Below are 19,415 nucleotides of genomic sequence, written 5' to 3'. Positions count from 1 at the left end.
AACCTTAAAAATTTACTATGGTGATCTTAGATATTATCTCATCTTTTTATTTGCTTCACAGAGTGCAATAATTTCTTCAATTCTTTTTGATTGCGTGACTTCGCGTTTGGCACTATTTAAATACGCGAGGTATGATTTTCTATAGCTTTTAGAGAAGTTATTAAAGTTTGCGAAAGCTATTGAGTTTTCATCAAACGCCTGTTGTAAAGCATCTGGAATGATGCCTTTTTCAATGGCATCCATAGCAGTCCATGTTCCCGTTTGCTTTGCAGTTTCAATGCTTTTGAATCCAGCGTCTTGCATTAAATTTTTAGCGATTAATTCTGCTACATATTTTTTGTTAACTGCGCTCCAGTTACTGTTCGCTTTTCTAGGAGAGTAATATTGTCGGCGTTTGCCTTCACCTAAACTTTGTACTTTAGAGTCTATCCAGCCAAAGCATAAAGCGACTTTAACGGCCTCTTCCCAACGCATGGTTGGCATGTTTGTTTCAAGCTTATAAAAGATTAAATAAACACTTTTTTCTTTAGTGTGATTTTTAAGAAGCCAGTCGTACCAATCGGTGTCTCGTTCAAAATGCAGTTCAATAGAGTCTTCCAAAAGTTATATGTTTTTTGAATTTACGTAAAAATCAGGGTCTACTTCAAAAGTTGAAACTTTATGGTCATTTTTTAAAATTTTCCATTCCGAATTCGGATAAATCCATTGTTCGGCGTCATTGATTTTTACCTGTATTGGCATGTCAAAATCAGCCACAACATTGTTCCAACGGTATTTTAGGATGTTATTTGAAACTGTGTATTCTAAACAAGGAATTTTTATGGTTCTTAAATACTGATTAAAAAAGGCCGTTAAATCTATGCCTGAATTTGTGCTAATATAATTTTCAATTTGTGCTGTGGTCACCGTTTGATGATAGAATGTTTTGTTCATTCCAACTAGAATATCACGCCATTTTTCATCATCTTCAATAAGTTGTCTTAGGGTGTGAAGCATATTTGCTCCCTTATAATACATATCGCCCGAACCTTCATTGTTTACATTGTAGTGACCAATAATGGGTTTATCGTTTGAAATGTTCCGCCTGGTGCCTATCACGTATTCTGAAGCCGCTTTTTTTCCGTGGTAATAATCTAGAAACAAGCTTTCTGAGTAGGCCGTGAAGCTCTCATGAATCCACATATCGGCAATATCTTTATTAGTGATGTTGTTTGCAAACCATTCGTGGCCTGACTCATGTATGATTAAGAAATCAAACTTTAATCCCCAGCCCGTACCTGATAAATCACGACCTAGATAGCCCTGTTGGTAATTATTACCATAGGTTACCGAGCTTTGATGTTCCATGCCTAAATAAGGCGTTTCAACAAGTTTGTAGCCATCTTCATAAAAAGGGTAGGGGCCAAACCAGTGCTCGAAGGCCTTCATCATTTTTGGAGCATCTTTAAAATGAGTTTTGGCTTTTTCTAAATGGTCTCTAAGCACGTAATAATCCATGTCTAGTTTGCCGTTCAGACCATCATAAACTTCCGAAAAGTGAACATAATCCCCAATGTTAACATTCACGCCGTAATTGTTTATTGGGTTTTTAACAAACCAGGAATACGTTTTCGAATCGTTATGTTCTACTACTTTTCTAAGTCTTCCATTTGAAACATCCATTAGTTTTTTAGGCACATTTACACTAATGAGCATGCTATCCACTTCATCATACATGTGATCTTTGCACGGCCACCAAACACTAGCTCCTAAACCTTGGCAAGAGGTGGCGACAAAATCATTACCATTCTGGTCTTTTTTCCATGAAAACCCTCCGTCCCATGGTGCGTTTTTGGCTTTTTTGGGATGTCCTTCATAATAGACATCAAGGCTTTGTGTGCTTCCAATTTTTTGGTTACTTTCTAATGTAATAAAATGGGCATTTCCTTCACTTTTAAACCTTAACAACTTACCGTTTTGCTTTACTTTGATAATTTTTAACGGCTGTTGTAAATCAATTTGTAGTACTTGATATGGCTTTAAAACTATATATTGTATCGTGTTTTTTCCAGAAATGAATTTGGAGTCAGGTTCTACCTTAATATCTAAATGATAATAAGTTAAATCCCACCATTCACGTTCTGGGGTGATGCTGCCTCTTAAGGAATCTTGTCTTGAAAAATTTTGATGGTCTGAAAACAAACTTTGCGCTTCCGCGGAAGAAAAAGCAACAATAGAAAAAATAAGAGCGATATGGAAATGATAATTCATTACTTGCTGTTTAAAATAAATATTAATCACGTAGGATAGCGTTTGGAAAGGAGACTACACTTTCAAAATTATCTTTTCCTACGGCTGAAATTCCGAAAAAATAATTATCGATAATAAAGCCATCTAAAGTAAATTCTGAAACATCACCTACATAACGACTGTAATCCCATGTTGGTGATGTCGTGTCTCTCCAGTAAATTTTATAACCTTTAGCGCCGTTCACTTTATCCCATTTGAGTTTAGCTGCCGCTTCTACGATGCCTCCAATTGCAACATGTTTTGGTGCAGGTGGTGCTGAAGCGAGACTCGCTAAAGTAATCGCATTTACTGCAGTTATTTTTTTAGCATAGCCGAAGTTTACATGCTCTATAACGTCTCCGTATTTTACACCGTTTTCTTCTCGTATGTCTTGGTGTTGCTGCGTATAATTTTCATGTGCTTCCATAAGCCGTATTCCTGCAAACCCTAAATCGTTAAAAGGACGATGGTGCCCACCACGACCAAAACGATCCAACCTGTAAATCATCATAGGGTTCATTTCTGGCATATAAGTTTTGGTGGTTTTAAAAGTATAGCGTGCTAATTGGCGAGAAATACCATCAACTTCGCCTCCATAAAACCTACGTAATGTTCGTTCGCGTTCTGATTCGGTGGGAGGAACAGGTTCAGAAAAAATTCTGAAGCTCCTATTGTCAGTCACACCATCAACACCTTTTATGTTTCCAATCATGTCGTTGTTTAAAACACCTATAATCTCCCAAAGATTTTCTTTTGCATATTGAGCTAGGCCAGCACCACCAAATAAACCTTGTTCTTCACCAGATAGTCCCACGTAAACAATACTGTTTTCAAATTGATACTGACTTAAAACTCTGGCTGCTTCTAGGGTTGCTGCCATGCCCGAAGCATTATCATTTGCACCAGGAGCATCGGTTGTAAAGTCCATGGTATCACTGGCTCTAGAATCGATATCACCGCTCATGATAATATATCGGTCAGGGTATTTTGATCCTTTTTGAATGGCTACCACGTTTACTACCCAAGCATCATGAGGCACTCGACTGTTCCCTTCCTGTGTTACAAAATCCTTCTGATAAAAAACATTAATACATTGATTACAGGATTTTGAAATGTTTTCAAATTCTGATTTAATCCAACGTCTTGCAGCACCAATACCACGCTTGTTTGAAATGGTATCACTGAAGGTATTTCTCGTTCCAAAGTTTACTAGTTTTTGAACGTCTTTTTCAATACGCGCTTCTGAAACTTCTTCAATAATTTTATATATTTTTTCTGAAGTTTGTGAACCGGCAAGATTTATAAAACAAAGTAGGGCTACTGTAAAGAGTTGTTTCATTTTTTTTCTTTAAAAATAACGAAAATAAAAACGCCTCGAAATTTATTTCCGAAGCGTTTTTGTAAATAGAGTTAGTCACTAATTTTAAAAATACTTGTAATTTATCTAAAAGCAATATTTATTTTCTTCAATTACTTTTCCAGCAATGATGTTTCTCAATTCGACAATGTTTGGCATATTTACATATTTAATATAACGTTTTAATCCCATAAGCATCATACGTTGTTCATCACCGCTAGAGAATGAAATAATTGAATGTTTTCCAGCAGTTTCAATCACATCAATAGCATGGAATAAATTAAGTTGCGCCATCGCTATTTGTTCTTTAACGGCCTCTTTACCGTTTTTCTTAGCCATCTTTTCTGCACGTAAAATAGCAGATTCAGCCATGTAAATTTGAATTAAAATATCTGATGCTGCCAACATGAGTTGCTGCTGTTGCTCAATTTTTTCACCATATTTTTGAAGTGCAGCACCGGCAACCATCATAAATAATTTTTTCAAATTTTTAATGATACTTTTTTCTTCAGAAAATAATTCAGAATAATCTGGTGTTTCAAATGAAGGAATACCCATCAATTCTTCTTGTACTGCTGTGGCCGGAGTTAAAAGATCAACATGACCTTTCATTGCTTTTTTAATGAGCATACCAATAGATAGCATGCGGTTTATTTCATTGGTACCTTCGTAAATTCTTGCAATTCTAGCATCTCGCCATGCCGATTCAACTGGTGTGTCCTCAGAAAAGCCCATACCTCCAAAAATTTGAATGCCCTCATCGGTACATTTTTGAGTGAATTCTGAAACCGCAACTTTAAGGATAGAGCACTCTATCGCATATTCTTCAACGCCTTTTAGTTCAGCCTCTTGATGCGTGTCTTTACCGTTGTTTTTTCTCATTTCAATACGGTCTTCAATATTTTTTGCAGCGCGATAACTGGCTGATTCACCAACCCAGCAGTTGGTAGCCATTTCAGCAAATTTCTGACGGATGGCTCCAAAACTAGAAATAGGCACTTTAAATTGAACACGATCATTAGCATATTTTACAGATTCTGTAATCACACGGCGTTGTGCATCTAAACAAGCGGCTGCTAATTTTATACGCCCCACGTTTAAGGCATTCATGGCTATTTTAAATCCGTTGCCTCTAGTAGACAACATATTTTCAACAGGAACTACCGTATCATTATAAAACACTTGTCTTGTTGAAGAGGCGCGGATACCTAGCTTATGTTCTTCTTCGCCTAGGGTAATGCCATTCGGATTTTCAGGATCGTATTCAACTATAAAACCTGTGATGTTTTTATCATCTTCAATACGTGCAAACACAATCATTAAACTACAGAATCCAGCATTTGAAATCCACATTTTCTGTCCTGTAATTTTATATGATTTTCCATCTTCGGAAAGTACAGCTTTGGTTTTTCCAGAATTTGCATCACTACCAGCACTAGGTTCGGTTAAACAATAAGCGCCAAACCATTCCCCTGAAGCTAATTTTGGTACATATTTTTGTTTTTGTTCTTCAGTTCCATACAAAGTAATAGGCAAGGTGCCAATACCAGTGTGTGCGCCAAAAGCCGTACTAAAAGAACCTGTTGCTCCAGAAATATAGTCGCAAACAAGCATGGTGTCTACAAAGCCAAGCCCCATACCTCCATATTCTTCAGGAACAGAAATACTTAAAAAACCAAGTTCAGCAGCTTTTCGCATACAGGATTCGGTTAAAGCGTAATCTTTTTGTTCAAATTGAGCCTTCTTAGGCCAAACTTCACGATCTATAAATTCGGTAACAGCTTCTTTCATCATGAGCTGATCTTCATTAAAATCTTCCGGAGTGAAAATATCTTCGCAGTCAATTTCTTTTACTAAGAATTGGCCGCCACGTAAAATGTCTTTTTCCATAATATAGCCCTCTTTAACTCCCCCAAGAGGGGAGCATTGTTCGGGGTGATTTTTAGTTATACAATTTCTATTTAGTTTTTTAATGCTCAGTTAAGTCGAGTCATTGAGTTGGTGTTTGCGTTTTTTGTTCCTCCCTTTCGGGGAGGTTAGGAGGGGCCTTACTTCAAAAACTCAAAAATCCCGCAAGCCCCTTGTCCGGTACCGACACACATGGTTACGGCGCCGTATTTACCAGTCATGTTGCGTTTTCGCATTTCATCAAATAATTGTACCGAGAGTTTAGCTCCTGTACAGCCTAGTGGATGTCCTAAAGCTATGGCACCGCCATTTACATTTACGATGTCGGGGTTAAGGTTTAACTCTCTAATTACAGCAAGTGCTTGTGATGCAAAGGCCTCGTTAAGCTCTATAAGTTCTAAATCTGATTGTTGTAATCCTGCTTGTTTTAATGCTTTAGGAATCGCTTTTACGGGACCAATACCCATAATGCGTGGTTCAACACCAGCAGCAGCATAGTTTACTAATCGTGCGATAGGTTCAAGATTAAGTTCTTTAACCAAGTCTTCACTCATTACCATAACAAAAGCAGCGCCATCACTCATTTGTGATGAGTTTCCCGCAGTTACACTTCCGCCTTGAGCAAAAACTGCACGTAATTTAGCTAAGGCTTCTTTGCTAGTGCCCGCACGAGGACCTTCATCTTTAGTTACGGTATATGATTTCGTAGCTTTTTTTCCGTTAGAATCAATGTAGGTTTCATCAACTTTAATAGGTACAATTTGATCTTGAAAACGATTTTCGGCTTGAGCCTTTAAAGCTTTCATATGTGAATTATAGGCAAAATCATCTTGATCTTCACGAGAAACGTTAAACTGATTGGCCACAGCTTCAGCGGTATTTCCCATGCCCCAATAATAATCTTCGTGGCCAGCTTTTACGATGTCGTAGTTTAATTCTGGTTTGTAGCCTGTCATAGGCACGGCACTCATGCTTTCGGCACCACCAGCAATAATACAATCTGCCATGCCGGCTTGAATTTTAGCTGTGGCAATACCTATAGTTTCTATTCCAGAAGAGCAAAAACGGTTTACTGTCACTCCTGGTACCTCCACAGAGTTTAGTCCCATTAATGAAATTAAACGTGCCATATTAAGACCTTGGGAGCCTTCAGGCATGGCGTTACCAACAATAACATCGTCAATACGATCTTTGTCTAATTGAGGCAGTTCTTTCATCATATGCTGAATGGTTTCAGCAGCTAATTCATCGGTACGCTTAAATCGGAAAACACCTTTAGGTGCCTTACCAACTGCAGTTCTGTATGCTTTTACTATATATGCTTGTTTCATATTAGCCCCCTAGCCCCCGAAGGGGGAATACCTATTAGGGGTCAATAGGATTTTATTTGTTATTTTTTTGTTTTCTTACCATGCTTATGCAACTAATTTTCCGTTTTCCTGTTCCCCCTGTGGAGGCTAGGGGGCTCTTAGTTTCTAAGTGGTTTTCCTGTTTTTAGCATGTGTTGAATGCGTTCTAAGGTTTTGCGTTCCGTACATAAACTTAAGAAAGCTTCACGTTCTAAATCCAATAAATATTGTTCTGTAACCAGAGTAGGCTCTGACAAATCACCTCCGGCCATGACATACGCTAATTTGTTAGCTATTTTCTGATCATGTTCGCTAATAAAATTAGAGGCTTCCATAGAATCTGTACCAACTAAAAACATGCCTAAAGCTTGTTTACCAAGGACTTTAACATCCTTACGTTTTACAGGCATGGTGTACCCCGCATCGGCTAAGATTCTAGCATGGGCTTTTGCAGTTGCAATTTGGCGATCTTTATTAGGAACAATAATATCTTTTCCTTTTTGAAGAATGCCTAAATCGAAAGCTTCATAAGCTGAAGTAGCAACCTTGGCCATACCAATAGTTAGAAAATATTCTTGTAAAATGTTTAATTCTACATCCCCTTTTCTAAACGTGTCCGATGCGCGTAAGGCCATTTCTTTTGAGCCGGCACCACCAGGAATCACGCCCACACCAAATTCGACTAATCCAATATAAGTTTCGGCCGCAGCAACGACTTTATCGGCGTGCATGGATAATTCACAAGCACCTCCTAAAGACATACCATGAGGTGCAGAAACTGTTGGGATAGAAGAGTAACGCATACGCATCATCGTGTCTTGGAAATATTTTATAGCACCATTTAATTCGTCATATTCCTGTTCAACAGCCATCATGAAAATCATGCCAATATTAGCACCAACAGAGAAATTAGCCCCCTGATTTCCTATTACTAGTCCGTCGAAATCTTTTTCAGCAAGATCTACTGCTTTATTTAGGCCTGCTAAAACATCGCCACCAATGGTGTTCATTTTAGATTGGAATTCACAGTTTAAAATACCGTCTCCCAAATCTTCAATAACGACACCTGAATTTTTAAAGACTTCATGCGACTTTCTAATATTGTCTAAAATGATAAAAGCATCTTGTCCTGGAATTTTTTGTTGTGATTTCGAAGGGATATCATAAAAATAACTCGCCCCCTCTTTAACCTGATAAAAAGTCGTGTTTCCTGAAGCAATCATATCGTTTACCCAAGAAGCAGCTTCTAAGCCTTCAGCTTTTATGAGGTCTAGACCTTTTTCAACGCCTATAGCATCCCAAATTTGGAAAGGGCCATGTTCCCAACCAAAACCAGCTTTCATAGCATCGTCTATTTTATATAAATCATCTGAAATCTCAGGAATTCTATGTGATACATAAGCAAATAGAGCAGCAAATGTTTTTCGGTAGAATTCACCGGCTTTATCTTTTCCTGAAACTAAAACTTTAAAACGATCAATAACTTTATCGATAGGTTTAGTGAGTTCTAAGGTTGCGAATTTGGCGCGTTTTGCTGAACGGTATTCTAATGTGTTTAAATCCAGCGATAAAATTTCTTTTTTGCCATCGTCAGAAACTTGTTTTTTGTAAAAACCTTGCCCTGTTTTGCTTCCTAACCATTTATTTTCCATCATGGTATTGATGAAATCTGGAAGTTTGAATAACGCTAATTGTTCGTCGTTTTTACAGTTTTCAGCAATACCATTCGCTACATGAACTAAAGTGTCTAAACCAACCACATCAACCGTTCTAAAGGTAGCCGATTTAGGTCTACCAATAACTGGCCCCGTTAATTTATCAACTTCTTCGATGGTTAAATCCATAGCCTTTACAGTATGGAATAAACTCATAATGCTAAAAATGCCAATGCGATTTCCTATAAAAGCAGGAGTATCTTTAGCTATTACTGAAGTTTTTCCAAGAAATTGTTCCCCATAACCATTTAAGAACTCGATTACTGAAGCATCCGTTTTAGGCCCTGGAATAATTTCAAATAAATTTAAGTAGCGTGCAGGGTTAAAAAAGTGTGTTCCGCAGAAATGTTTCTGAAAGTCTTCACTGCGCCCTTCACTCATAAATTTTATAGGAATTCCAGAGGTGTTACTTGTTATAAGTGTTCCTGGAGTTCTATGCTTTTCAAGTTTTTCGAAGACTTGTTTTTTGATGTCTAGTCTTTCAACTACGACTTCCATAATCCAATCGACGTTCGCAACTTTTGCGATGTCGTCTTCTATATTTCCTATAGTGATTCTATCAGCAAAACTTTTATGATAAAGTGGAGCGGGTTTCGATTTTATCGAAGCAGCTAAGGCTTCATTTACCAATCTGTTTCGAACTACTTTATCTTCTAAAGTTAAGCCTTGGGCTTTTTCTTTATCATTAAGTTCCCTTGGAATGATGTCCAGTAATAGCACTTCAACACCAATATTGGCAAAATGACATGCAATACCGCTACCCATGATACCAGAGCCAATTATGGCTATCTTTTTAATTCTTCGTTTGCTCATTTTAGTTTAGCTGTTGGGTTTTATTTGTAGATTTTTTTGTTACAAACCATATTATTTATAATCTCTGCAACTTCATAGAAATGCTTTAGTTGTTCTTCAGTAACCTCTTTTTTTATGGCTTCATTAAACGTTAAAACTTTTTCTCGGGAGAAGTCTCTTTTTTCTAATCCGAAATCGGTAAGGGTTATAATAACGCCACGACCATCATCTGGGTTAGGTGTTCGAGCTATAAGTCCTTTGGTTTCCATAGATTTTAGAATACGGGATAAGCTAGTAGCTTCCATGCCCATTTTTGGGCCTAAAGAGGTGGAAGCGGTACCTTTTTCGGGGTCTATACTGAGTAAAGTAAACCCAGTTGCCATTGTGCTATCAATTTTAGCAGCTTCTTCATTATACATTTTTTGAACCGTTAACCAGGTCGTTCTTAATATATAATCAATGGTCTTATCTTTCATATTTTGAATGTAATTTTCTCAAATATATGAAATTTTATTATGCACGCATAATAAAATGTATTAAAATAATTTTAAATAATATTAGTTTTTAAAGCAGGATGTTGCCTCATTTTTAGATGATTAAGGCCTGTAGATCTGCTCGATAAGCTCGCGATAAATATCCTTTATAACATCACGACGCATTTTCATAGTAGGGGTAAGATGTTGTGATTTTATAGACCAAACATCTGGTGTTAACCTAAAGACTTTAATTTGTTCCCATTTACCAAATTTTTCATTGCATTTAGCAATTTCTTTTTGGATACGTTTTTGAATAATTTCAGAATGTGCCATGGCTTCATTCGTGATTTCTATGTTGTGTCCCTTTTTTTCAATCCATTCAGAAATAAATTCAAAATTAGGTTGAATAAGGGCTGCAGGCATTTTTTCACCCTCGCCAATGACCATAATTTGCTCTATAAAACGTGATTGCTTTAAATCGTTTTCTAGTAACGTTGGAATGACGTACTTTCCGCCAGACGTTTTAAACATTTCTTTTTTACGCCCTGTAATTTTTAAAAAGCCTTCGCCATCAATTTCGCCTTTATCACCAGTATGAAAATAGTTGTCGGTCATGACACTGGAAGTTTTTTCAGGATCTTTATAATAGCCTAACATCACGTTTGGTCCTTTTATTAAAATCTCACCATCTTCAGCAATTTTAACTTCAACATTTTCCAGAGGTTTTCCAACTGTTCCTATCTTAAACATGTTATCTGCATATTTTCCAACGGAAATCACAGGAGATGTTTCTGTAAGTCCATAACCTTCCATAATTTGCATGCCCGCAGCACAAAATATTCTAGCCAATCGTGGTTGTAAAGCTGCACTTCCAGAAACCATAGTGGATAATTCGCCACCTAAAGCTTCACGCCATTTACTAAATATTAATTTGTTAGCGATGCTCAGTTTAAACTCATACCAAGCACCATTTTGTTTATAAGGTTCCCAAATTTCACCTAAACTAACCGCCCAAAAGAATAGTGCTTTTTTAATCCCTGTTAGTTCTGTGCCTTTTGCTATAATTTTGTCATATACTTTTTCTAAAAGTCGAGGCACAACACTCATGAGGTTTGGTTTTATTTCTTTAGCATTATCGGCTATTTTGTCAAGTCCTTCGGCGTAATAAATGGAAGTCCCCGTGTGCTGATAGACATAAATAAGCAAACGCTCAAAAATGTGACAAATGGGTAAAAAGCTTAAAATTCTAGTTTTTCCATCTTTTAAGGGGACTCTAGGTATGCTGTCCAATACATTACTGGTAATATTCCAGTGTGAAAGCATGACCCCTTTAGGTTTTCCGGTGGTACCAGAAGTGTAAATAATAGTCGCTAAATCATTAGGTTGTACGGCGTCTTTTCGAGCTTCTACATCCTTTTGGTTTGAAGTGTCGGCACCAAGTTCTAAGAGCTCAGAGTAATGCTTACAGCCTTTTATATGATCAAAAGAGTATACTTCCTTTAATTGTGTTTGGTCTAAAACTTTCTTAACTTTTTCTAAAACTTCTTCATCTGAAACAAAGCAGTACACCGATTCACTATGGTTAAGAATGTAGGCATAATCTTCAGCTGAAATAGTTGGATAAATAGGGACATTTTGTGCACCTGTTTGTAGTACACCAATATCTAAAATATTCCATTCCGTTCTGTTAGATGAGGAGATCACAGCAATTTTGTCATCCTTGTTGATGCCTAGTTTTAATAAAGCACGACTTATAGCATTAGCTTTATCTATATACTCTTGCGTGGATGTTTTTACCCATTCGCCATTGTATTTTGTTACTAATGCAGAATCAGTTGGTTTGTTCTCAAGTTGATAATAAGGAAAATCAAATAATCTAGTGATTTTAGTCATCTTAAATAGTTATAGAATAGTGTGGTGCCTTGCAAAGTATGAAATTAAATAAGATTTTCAAATAGGAGTTAAAAAGTTTAGATAAACAATTGTTAATTATTTCAGAAAATTTGGCTTCCATTCCTGTGAAAATAATATAAATTGAAGTTTTCCTCATTTTATTTTTATCAATACTTCAATGTTAGACTGTAAAACCTGTCGAATTGTTCTCATATAGAATTAAAGTCATTAGATTTTGAGGTAAAAGCATAAGTTTAATAAAGAAATTTTGATAAAATATTGTAAAATCAAACGTTTTCGTGGAAATTTTCATGTGCTCATCCGTGTAAACTGACAAATGTCAGTTTATTAGATTTCATGTGGTTATATCTTTGTAATCATATTAAAGTAAAGGAATTATATTCAAAGGACTAATATAAACAACATGGAAGTAAAACAATTTAAAAACGGAATTTGGACTAAGGACATTAATGTTAGAGATTTTGTATTTCAAAACATTACACCTTACCATGGAACTTACGAATTTTTAGTTGGACCTAGTGAAAAGACTAAGAGTTTATGGGAAGTTTGCAAAGTTGCCACCAAAGAGGAACGCCAAAGAAACGGGGTTCGTGCTGTAGATACTGAAACCATTTCAACTGTTAGCGCTTTTGAAGCAGGTTATATAGATAAAGAAAATGAAGTTATTGTTGGTTTACAAACCGATGAATTGTTGAAAAGAGCCATGAAACCTTTTGGAGGTTTTAAAGTGGTTCAAAAAGCTTTACAAGAACAAGGCGTTAAACCAAATGATAATTTAACAGAGTTATTTTCTAAATACGTAAAAACCCATAATGATGGCGTTTTTGATGCTTATAATGCTGAAATTAGAAAATTCCGTTCTTTAGGGTTTTTAACTGGATTACCAGATAACTATGCTAGAGGTAGAATTATTGGAGATTATCGTCGTGTGGCGCTTTACGGGATCAACGCGTTAATTGAAGCTAAAAAGGTAGATTTAAACAACATCACAGGGCCAATGACAGAATCTGTTATTCGTCTACGTGAAGAGGTTTCATCTCAAATTAAAGCCTTAAACGAGATTCTGGAATTGGGTGCTAAATACGATTTAGAATTAGGTCGTCCAGCTGAAACTGCTAAAGAAGCGGTACAATGGACATATATGGCTTACCTAGCAGCTGTAAAAGAGCAAGATGGAGCTGCGATGTCTTTAGGTAACACCTCTACATTCTTAGATATTTACATTGAAAATGATCTTAAAGCAGGTTTAATTACAGAAGAAGAAGCTCAAGAGTTTATCGATCAATTCGTAATGAAATTACGTATGGTACGTCACTTAAGAATGGCGGCTTACGATGAAATTTTTGCAGGAGACCCAACTTGGGTAACAGAAGCTATTGGAGGTATGTTTGAAGATGGAAGAACGAAAGTAACAAAAACGTCTTTCCGTTTCTTGAACACACTTTATAATCTAGGGCCATCACCAGAGCCTAATATGACGATTTTATGGTCTCAAGAGTTACCTCAAAATTTCAAAGATTACTGTGCTAAAGTTGCGATTGATACGTCTTCAATTCAGTTTGAAAATGATAACTTAATGCGTGCACAACGTGGATCAGATGATTACGGTATTGCTTGTTGTGTATCTTACCAAAGTTTAGGGAAATCTATCCAGTTCTTTGGAGCACGTACCAACTTAGCTAAAACATTATTATTAGCGGTTAACGGTGGTCGTTGTGAAAACACTGGTAAAGTCATGGTTGAAGGTATTGAGGCTTGCGATTGTGAGTACTTAGATTTCGATAAAGTTATGGCTAATTTCAAAATAGCTATGAAAGAAGTGGCAAGAGTTTATAATGATTCGATGAACATTATTCACTACATGCATGATAAATACTATTATGAAAAAGCTCAAATGGCTTTAATCGATACCAACCCAGGCATCAATATTGCTTATGGTATTGCAGGTTTATCTATTGTAGCCGATTCTCTTTCAGCAATTAAATATGCTAAAGTAAAACCAATTAGAAATGAAGATGGTTTAACTGTAGATTTCAAAATTGAAGGCGAGTTTCCTAAATATGGTAATGATGATGATCGTGTTGATGCGTTAGCTGCAAATGCGGTGGCAGATTTCAACAACGAGCTTAAAAAATTACCAGTTTATAAAGATGCAGAACCAACAATGTCTGTGTTAACCATTACATCAAACGTATCTTACGGTAAGAAAACCGGAGCGACTCCAGATGGTAGAGCAAGTGGTGTGCCTTTTGCTCCTGGTGCAAACCCAATGCACGGACGTGATTGTAACGGAGCTATTGCTTCTTTAAATTCAGTATCTAAAATTGATTATAAAGATTCGTTAGATGGTATTTCAAATACCTTCTCAATGGTTCCTAAATCATTAGGATCAGATGAAACTGATAGAATAGACAATTTAGCTACAATTATAGATGGTTATTTCAGTAGAAATGCACAACATTTAAATGTAAATGTGTTGGATAGAGAAATGTTAATGGATGCTATGGAGCGCCCAGAAGACTATCCTCAATTAACCATTCGTGTTTCTGGTTATGCTGTGAATTTTGTTAGATTAACAAGAGAACAACAACTAGAAGTTATTACACGTTCGTTCCACGAATCCATGTAGAGTTTTTATTTATATTTTGAAAAGCACCTGAAAAAGAAGTATAAATACTGTATTTTTCAGGTGTTTATTTTTTAATCTAAAACCTATACGTTATCAAAAAAGAAGACGAGATATTACACGTACATTCAATAGAATCTTTTGGAACCCATGATGGTCCTGGAATTCGTTTCGTGGTATTTTTACAAGGCTGTAAATTGAAATGTTTGTATTGTCATAATCCGGATACTATTGAAACCTCTGGGGGTAAGCCTTATGGAGTCGAGGAATTGGTTCAAATGGTGCTTAAAGTGAAACCATACTTCGGAAAAAAAGGAGGTGTTACCGTTTCTGGTGGCGAACCTTTACTTCAATCGAAAGCCTTAGTGCCATTTTTTAAAAGGTTGAAGGAAGAAGGTATTCACACAAATATTGATACTAACGGAAGAATTCTAAATAGTTTTTCAAAATCCCTTTTAGATGATTATGCCGATTTAGTGATGTTAGATATTAAACACATGACTGAAGAAGGCTATGAAGCTATAACCGGCAAGCGTAACATGCAAACCGCTTTAACTTTTGCGAAACACCGTGAAGCATCTGGAAAAACGATGTGGCTGAGGTATGTTTTAATTTCAGGAATAACAAACAAGCCTGAATTGCTTCATGCGCTTGGAGCGTATTTCAAAGATTTTAAAACGATTGAAAAAATTGAAATTCAGCCTTATCATAAATTAGGTATCCATAAATGGGAAGCTCTTGGTTGGGATTATGAATTGAAGGATGCCAGAGAAAACACTAAAGAAGAGCTTGAAGCTGCAGTTGATATTTTAAAGGCATATTTTAAAGAAGTTAAAGTCAATTAATTTAAGCCAGAGCTTATATATTATGCATACTCCTAAAGAAGGTATAAAAATTGTAAATGAAATAGCCTTAAATAAAGAAGGTTATAAACCCAGTAAAACACTAATCTTAGCATTTTTAGCAGGGGCTTATGTGGCTTTTGGAGGGCTTTTGGCTATTATTGTTTCAGGTGGTTCTCCTGGAATAGCAGCTAATAATCCAGGGTTTGCCAAGTTTTTATTTGGCGCAGCTTTCCCACTCGGACTTATTCTTGTGGTGATTGTTGGGGCTGAACTTTTTACAGGTAATAATGCCTATTTTATCCCAAATATTTTAACCAAAAGGCAACGGGCTTATGCTATGTTTAGAAACTGGGGCTTAGTTTATATTGGAAATTTTGTAGGCGCTCTCTTTGTTGCTTATGTCATTACTTATTTAACGCATTTGGTCCATGACGCACCGTATATAGATATGGTTCATAGAATAGCCAAAAGCAAAACGAGTAACACATTTTTAGTCACTTTTATAAAAGGGATAGGAGCAAACTGGCTAGTATGTTTAGCCATTTGGCAAGGTATCGCAGCAAAGAATACCATCGGTAAAATTGTAGCTATTTGGATTCCAGTTATGGCTTTCGTAACCATGGGGTTTGAGCATAGTATTGCAAATATGTATTTTATACCGCTTTCGATTTTTGAAGGCGCCGATATTACATGGAGCACTTTTTTTATTAAAAACCTTATTCCTGCAACCTTAGGAAATATAGTTGGAGGTGCCTTATTCGTAGGGATGCCTTATGGTTACCTTTTCGGAAAAGTAGATAATTAAGCGTTGAAATATTATAACTTAAAAAAGGCTGTTTTCAAATGATGAAAACAGCCTTTTTTATGTATGCGTGTTATACTAGTTTATTTCTTCTCTATCCAAAGTTTAGCATTCACAAAGTCTTCTAGTTTAAAACGAAGTTTTTTAATTTAACAGGACGAGATTAATTGTTAATAAAAGAGGCCAAGACATATTAATAGTCTTGACCTCTAAAATAGTTGATTAATAGCTATTTTGTTACTGTTTAATGATTTTAAAATTTTGAGAGTCGTTGTTATTCGAAAGTTTAAGCATATAGATTCCTGTAGGTAGTTTAGAAACATCAATAGTTTTTGATGTTTGGTTGTTTGCCTTTAGGGTTTCTTGCCCTTGTAGGTTGTATATGCTATAGCTGTATTTTTGATTAGGTGTTTTAATGTTTAGTATATGGTTTACTGGGTTAGGATAGATGCTAAATACAGACGCATTAAATGTATCTGTATTTAATGTGCTTTGACTTTCGTAAGCGCCTATGTCTATAGTTGTAGCATCTAAACGAGGGTTTCCAGCCAAGTCTGTATCATTAGTTAAATCGCCACCTAAATTAGAGTAAATAGTGTTGTCACCAGCATTAATAGCAGGACTGTTGTTGTCTAAGCTAAAATCATTATTTGCTGTATCGTTAAATAGAGGGTCGGCATCTGTACTCCCTCCTTGGTCGGTCACATAGGTAGGGAGAGATAAATTACCATCAGGGGCACCATCATCATAAAACGTATTGTATAAATTCACCGCTTTATTTGTAGCACTAGCTCCTCCTGATTTAATTATAGTTTTATTAATAATAGAATTGTAAAAACTAAAAGTAGAGGTGGTACCATAGGATGTGGCTGAATTATAGATGCCATATCCCCTTCCGCTAGTATTGTTGTAAAATGTCGTGTTTATTACGTTAACATCCAAAAAGGATGCGTTTCCATTGTTTGAAGTAATTATAGCACTACCTAAAGCGTTTGTTGAAGTAGCATGATTGTTTAAAAACAAACTGTTTTTTATAATACCATTAATTTTAGATTGACTGGAGTATAACCCAAGAACAGTTCCGTTTACAATACTTTCGTTTTCTTTAAAAACACAATTATTAAATTCAAAGAAAACTGTCGTGCCATGGTTACTAGTTCTAAAAATAACCCCAGAATGTGAAGAAGAAGAGTAATTGTTATTGATGGTGCTGTTACGTATTTTAATAGTATTTGTTCCCGAAGAGGTTTCGTAAAACAAAGCGCTATGATTATAGCTGTCATTATAACTGTCGCTAACACTAAATCCATCTAATATAATTTCTGCTCCATTAGATTGTATGTTTATTATTGTTTTTGAATTATCACTAGCATCATTCACATCACCAATGTTACCGCTCAATACAGTTTTATAAAGTATGTAATCACGTGTGTTCAGGTCTGTTGCTGCATTGGCAGGAGAAAAACCACCATATAAACTAACATTGTTTGAAATACTAAAGTTGATATCACGGTCGCTACTGCTAGTGGGAGTATAGGTTCCCTCAGCAATATAAATAGAAGCGGAGCTACTGCAGTTTTCTGTTATAGCAAGCGCACTCTGTAAATTGGTAAAAGCATCAGTCCAATTAGTTCCATTATTGTTTCCGCTGGCATTTTTATCTACATAAATAATTCCAGAAGGGTAAATTTCACAAGGATTCGATTTTTCAAAAGCACCTATATCTATGTTTGTGTTTGAAATTCGGGCGTTATGGCTTAAATCCCAACTAGAGGTATTGATACTGCTGTCACCAGCATCAATAGCAGGTGAATTGGAATTTATTCTATACCCACTTATATTGTTAATGCTACTATATATTGGGTCAGTGTTGATTATGTTGTTATTGGCATCAGTAACATCGGTAGGAATACCTCCATTATTTCCACTTGTGCTATTGTAAAATAAAGAATACGCTGCAGAAGACAGACCAGGACCACTATCATTTATATTTCCGTTGGTACCGCTGTTGTTGGTAAATATACAATTGGTTGCTGTGACATTTGAAGCATATAGGTGTATGCCACCACCCTGATTGGCATCATTATTAGCTAGGGTACAATTAATAATGTCTATGTTTCCACTTTCCCCAGAAATGGCACCGCCTCCGCCAGTTGCTGAGTTGTTAAAGAACAAGCTATTGGTAATGGTTGTAGTCGTAGAAGTATTACCAAAGTTAACAATAGTACCACCTACACCGTTGTCTGTACCATTTCCGTAAGCAATATTGTTATTAAATATACAGTGATTAATGTTTAAGTTATCTGCATCTCTGGCATAAATTCCACCACCAGCTCTACCAATAGCTGTATGTGAGTTATCGGTGTCGTCATCAGCGTAACTGTTTTCTACAATAAAACCATCAATAGTAATATCGTTATTAAGTGCCGTGATTATGGTGTGGCTGTCTCCAGCAGTTGCATCGCTTGAAGCATCTAAATCACCACTCAAAATAGTAGGGTTTTCTGCCCAATTTCGCTCATCGGCAGTGGTTTCGGTACCATTGAAACCGCCCAAAAGGGTAACACCTCCAGGGATTTCAAAACTGTCGGTTTCTAAGGTTCCTGGTGTGTAGGTGCCTTCAGCGATCCAGATTTGTAGCGGCGTGGTTGCCCAACTAGGGTCTTCGTTTTGTTTGGCCCAAACCAAAGCATCCGCCAGTTCTGCGATAGCATTAGTCCAAGAGCTACCATCTGCCGAGCCACTACTTACATTTTTATCAACATAGAGTATGTTGTTGGCATCGGGTGTAATTGTTGGTCCTGTTGCAGGTATTTCTAGTTTAATGTTATGCCAACCCACGTTATTTAAAGTGTTCGCGATTTCTTCGTCAATTTCAAAACCTGTAATATTAGTAGAATTGATTGTGTTATCAGAAGTAATTGTCCCAGTAAGAGGAAAGCTATCTTCTTGACCTCCAGCATTTATATTTTGAGAAAAGATACCACCATTTAAATTTTTAATGGTTACTTCACCTTCTTCAAAAGGATTATCGAAATCAATGCTTACAAAATTGAAATTAATAGGGTTTCCGTTTTTTAAGAGTTCAAACGTTTCTTTGTCTGAAAATGCCGAGTAAAAAATATAATCTCCGCCTCCTAAATCTTCTAGGACTAAATCTCTAGAACAACTTACTTTTAGTAAATACGTATCTCCACCCACGGTAATGGTTTCTTCAATACGGTCGTCAGAGCTTGTAACTCCTCCAGTACCTCCATAATCTATGGCATTATTAATAGTGAAATTTAAACTGGTTTGAGCAAAACCAATTGTTGAGATAAGAAAAAGAAATAAATATAAGTAGTTTTTTTTCATGGTAGTTAA

Annotated in this window: 12 protein-coding genes; 3 read left to right on the top strand and 9 right to left on the bottom strand. The window is 36.3% G+C overall.

Going from position 1 to position 19,415, the window contains the following annotated elements:
- Positions 1–33 precede the first annotated feature (33 nt).
- The 8 genes from Q4566_RS07795 to Q4566_RS07760 all read right to left on the bottom strand — a co-directional run bounded on the left by Q4566_RS07795 (position 34) and on the right by Q4566_RS07760 (position 11,758).
- Positions 34–600 carry a YdeI family protein gene (locus tag Q4566_RS07795; protein WP_303420077.1) on the bottom strand — a complete coding sequence of 189 codons (567 nt, stop codon included), beginning with the start codon at positions 598–600 and terminating at the stop codon, positions 34–36.
- Positions 601–603: 3 nt separating this feature from the next.
- Positions 604–2,250, bottom strand: coding sequence for a M1 family metallopeptidase (locus tag Q4566_RS07790; protein ID WP_303420076.1), 1,647 nt, complete (start codon positions 2,248–2,250; stop codon positions 604–606).
- Between the two features lie 22 nt (positions 2,251–2,272).
- Positions 2,273–3,607, bottom strand: a complete 1,335-nt coding sequence (locus Q4566_RS07785; RefSeq protein WP_303420075.1) for a M28 family metallopeptidase — start codon at positions 3,605–3,607, stop codon at positions 2,273–2,275.
- Between the two features lie 105 nt (positions 3,608–3,712).
- Positions 3,713–5,515, bottom strand: coding sequence for an acyl-CoA dehydrogenase family protein (locus tag Q4566_RS07780; RefSeq protein ID WP_303420074.1), 1,803 nt, complete (start codon positions 5,513–5,515; stop codon positions 3,713–3,715).
- A gap of 158 nt (positions 5,516–5,673) precedes the next feature.
- Positions 5,674–6,864, bottom strand: a complete 1,191-nt coding sequence (locus Q4566_RS07775; protein ID WP_303420073.1) for an acetyl-CoA C-acyltransferase — start codon at positions 6,862–6,864, stop codon at positions 5,674–5,676.
- Positions 6,865–7,001: 137 nt separating this feature from the next.
- The gene (locus Q4566_RS07770) at positions 7,002–9,410 is read right to left on the bottom strand and encodes a 3-hydroxyacyl-CoA dehydrogenase/enoyl-CoA hydratase family protein (protein WP_303420072.1); all 2,409 of its coding nucleotides are present in this window, start codon (positions 9,408–9,410) and stop codon (positions 7,002–7,004) included.
- A 20-nt stretch (positions 9,411–9,430) separates the two neighbouring features.
- Positions 9,431–9,865, bottom strand: coding sequence for a MarR family winged helix-turn-helix transcriptional regulator (locus tag Q4566_RS07765; RefSeq protein WP_303420071.1), 435 nt, complete (start codon positions 9,863–9,865; stop codon positions 9,431–9,433).
- Positions 9,866–9,985: 120 nt separating this feature from the next.
- Positions 9,986–11,758, bottom strand: coding sequence for a long-chain fatty acid--CoA ligase (locus Q4566_RS07760; RefSeq protein WP_303420070.1), 1,773 nt, complete (start codon positions 11,756–11,758; stop codon positions 9,986–9,988).
- Positions 11,759–12,182: 424 nt separating this feature from the next.
- Here Q4566_RS07760 and pflB point away from each other — a divergent pair, with 424 nt between their 5' ends.
- The 3 genes from pflB to Q4566_RS07745 all read left to right on the top strand — a co-directional run bounded on the left by pflB (position 12,183) and on the right by Q4566_RS07745 (position 16,055).
- Complete coding sequence (gene pflB, locus Q4566_RS07755) at positions 12,183–14,408, top strand: formate C-acetyltransferase (protein WP_303420069.1); 2,226 nt, start codon at positions 12,183–12,185, stop codon at positions 14,406–14,408.
- Positions 14,409–14,500: 92 nt separating this feature from the next.
- On the top strand, positions 14,501–15,250 hold the full coding sequence (pflA, locus tag Q4566_RS07750; RefSeq protein ID WP_368506628.1) for a pyruvate formate-lyase-activating protein: 750 nt from the start codon (positions 14,501–14,503) through the stop codon (positions 15,248–15,250).
- A gap of 22 nt (positions 15,251–15,272) precedes the next feature.
- Positions 15,273–16,055 (top strand): formate/nitrite transporter family protein, encoded by a 783-nt coding sequence (locus Q4566_RS07745; RefSeq protein WP_303420068.1) that lies wholly within the window; start codon positions 15,273–15,275, stop codon positions 16,053–16,055.
- Between the two features lie 234 nt (positions 16,056–16,289).
- Here Q4566_RS07745 and Q4566_RS07740 read toward each other — a convergent pair whose 3' ends face one another.
- Positions 16,290–19,406 carry a choice-of-anchor Q domain-containing protein gene (locus Q4566_RS07740; protein ID WP_303420067.1) on the bottom strand — a complete coding sequence of 1,039 codons (3,117 nt, stop codon included), beginning with the start codon at positions 19,404–19,406 and terminating at the stop codon, positions 16,290–16,292.
- Positions 19,407–19,415 lie beyond the last annotated feature (9 nt).

The organism is Tamlana sp. 2_MG-2023 (assembly GCF_030548465.1).
GTDB lineage: Bacteria > Bacteroidota > Bacteroidia > Flavobacteriales > Flavobacteriaceae > Pseudotamlana.
This window is presented reverse-complemented; position numbering and strand designations above follow the sequence as displayed.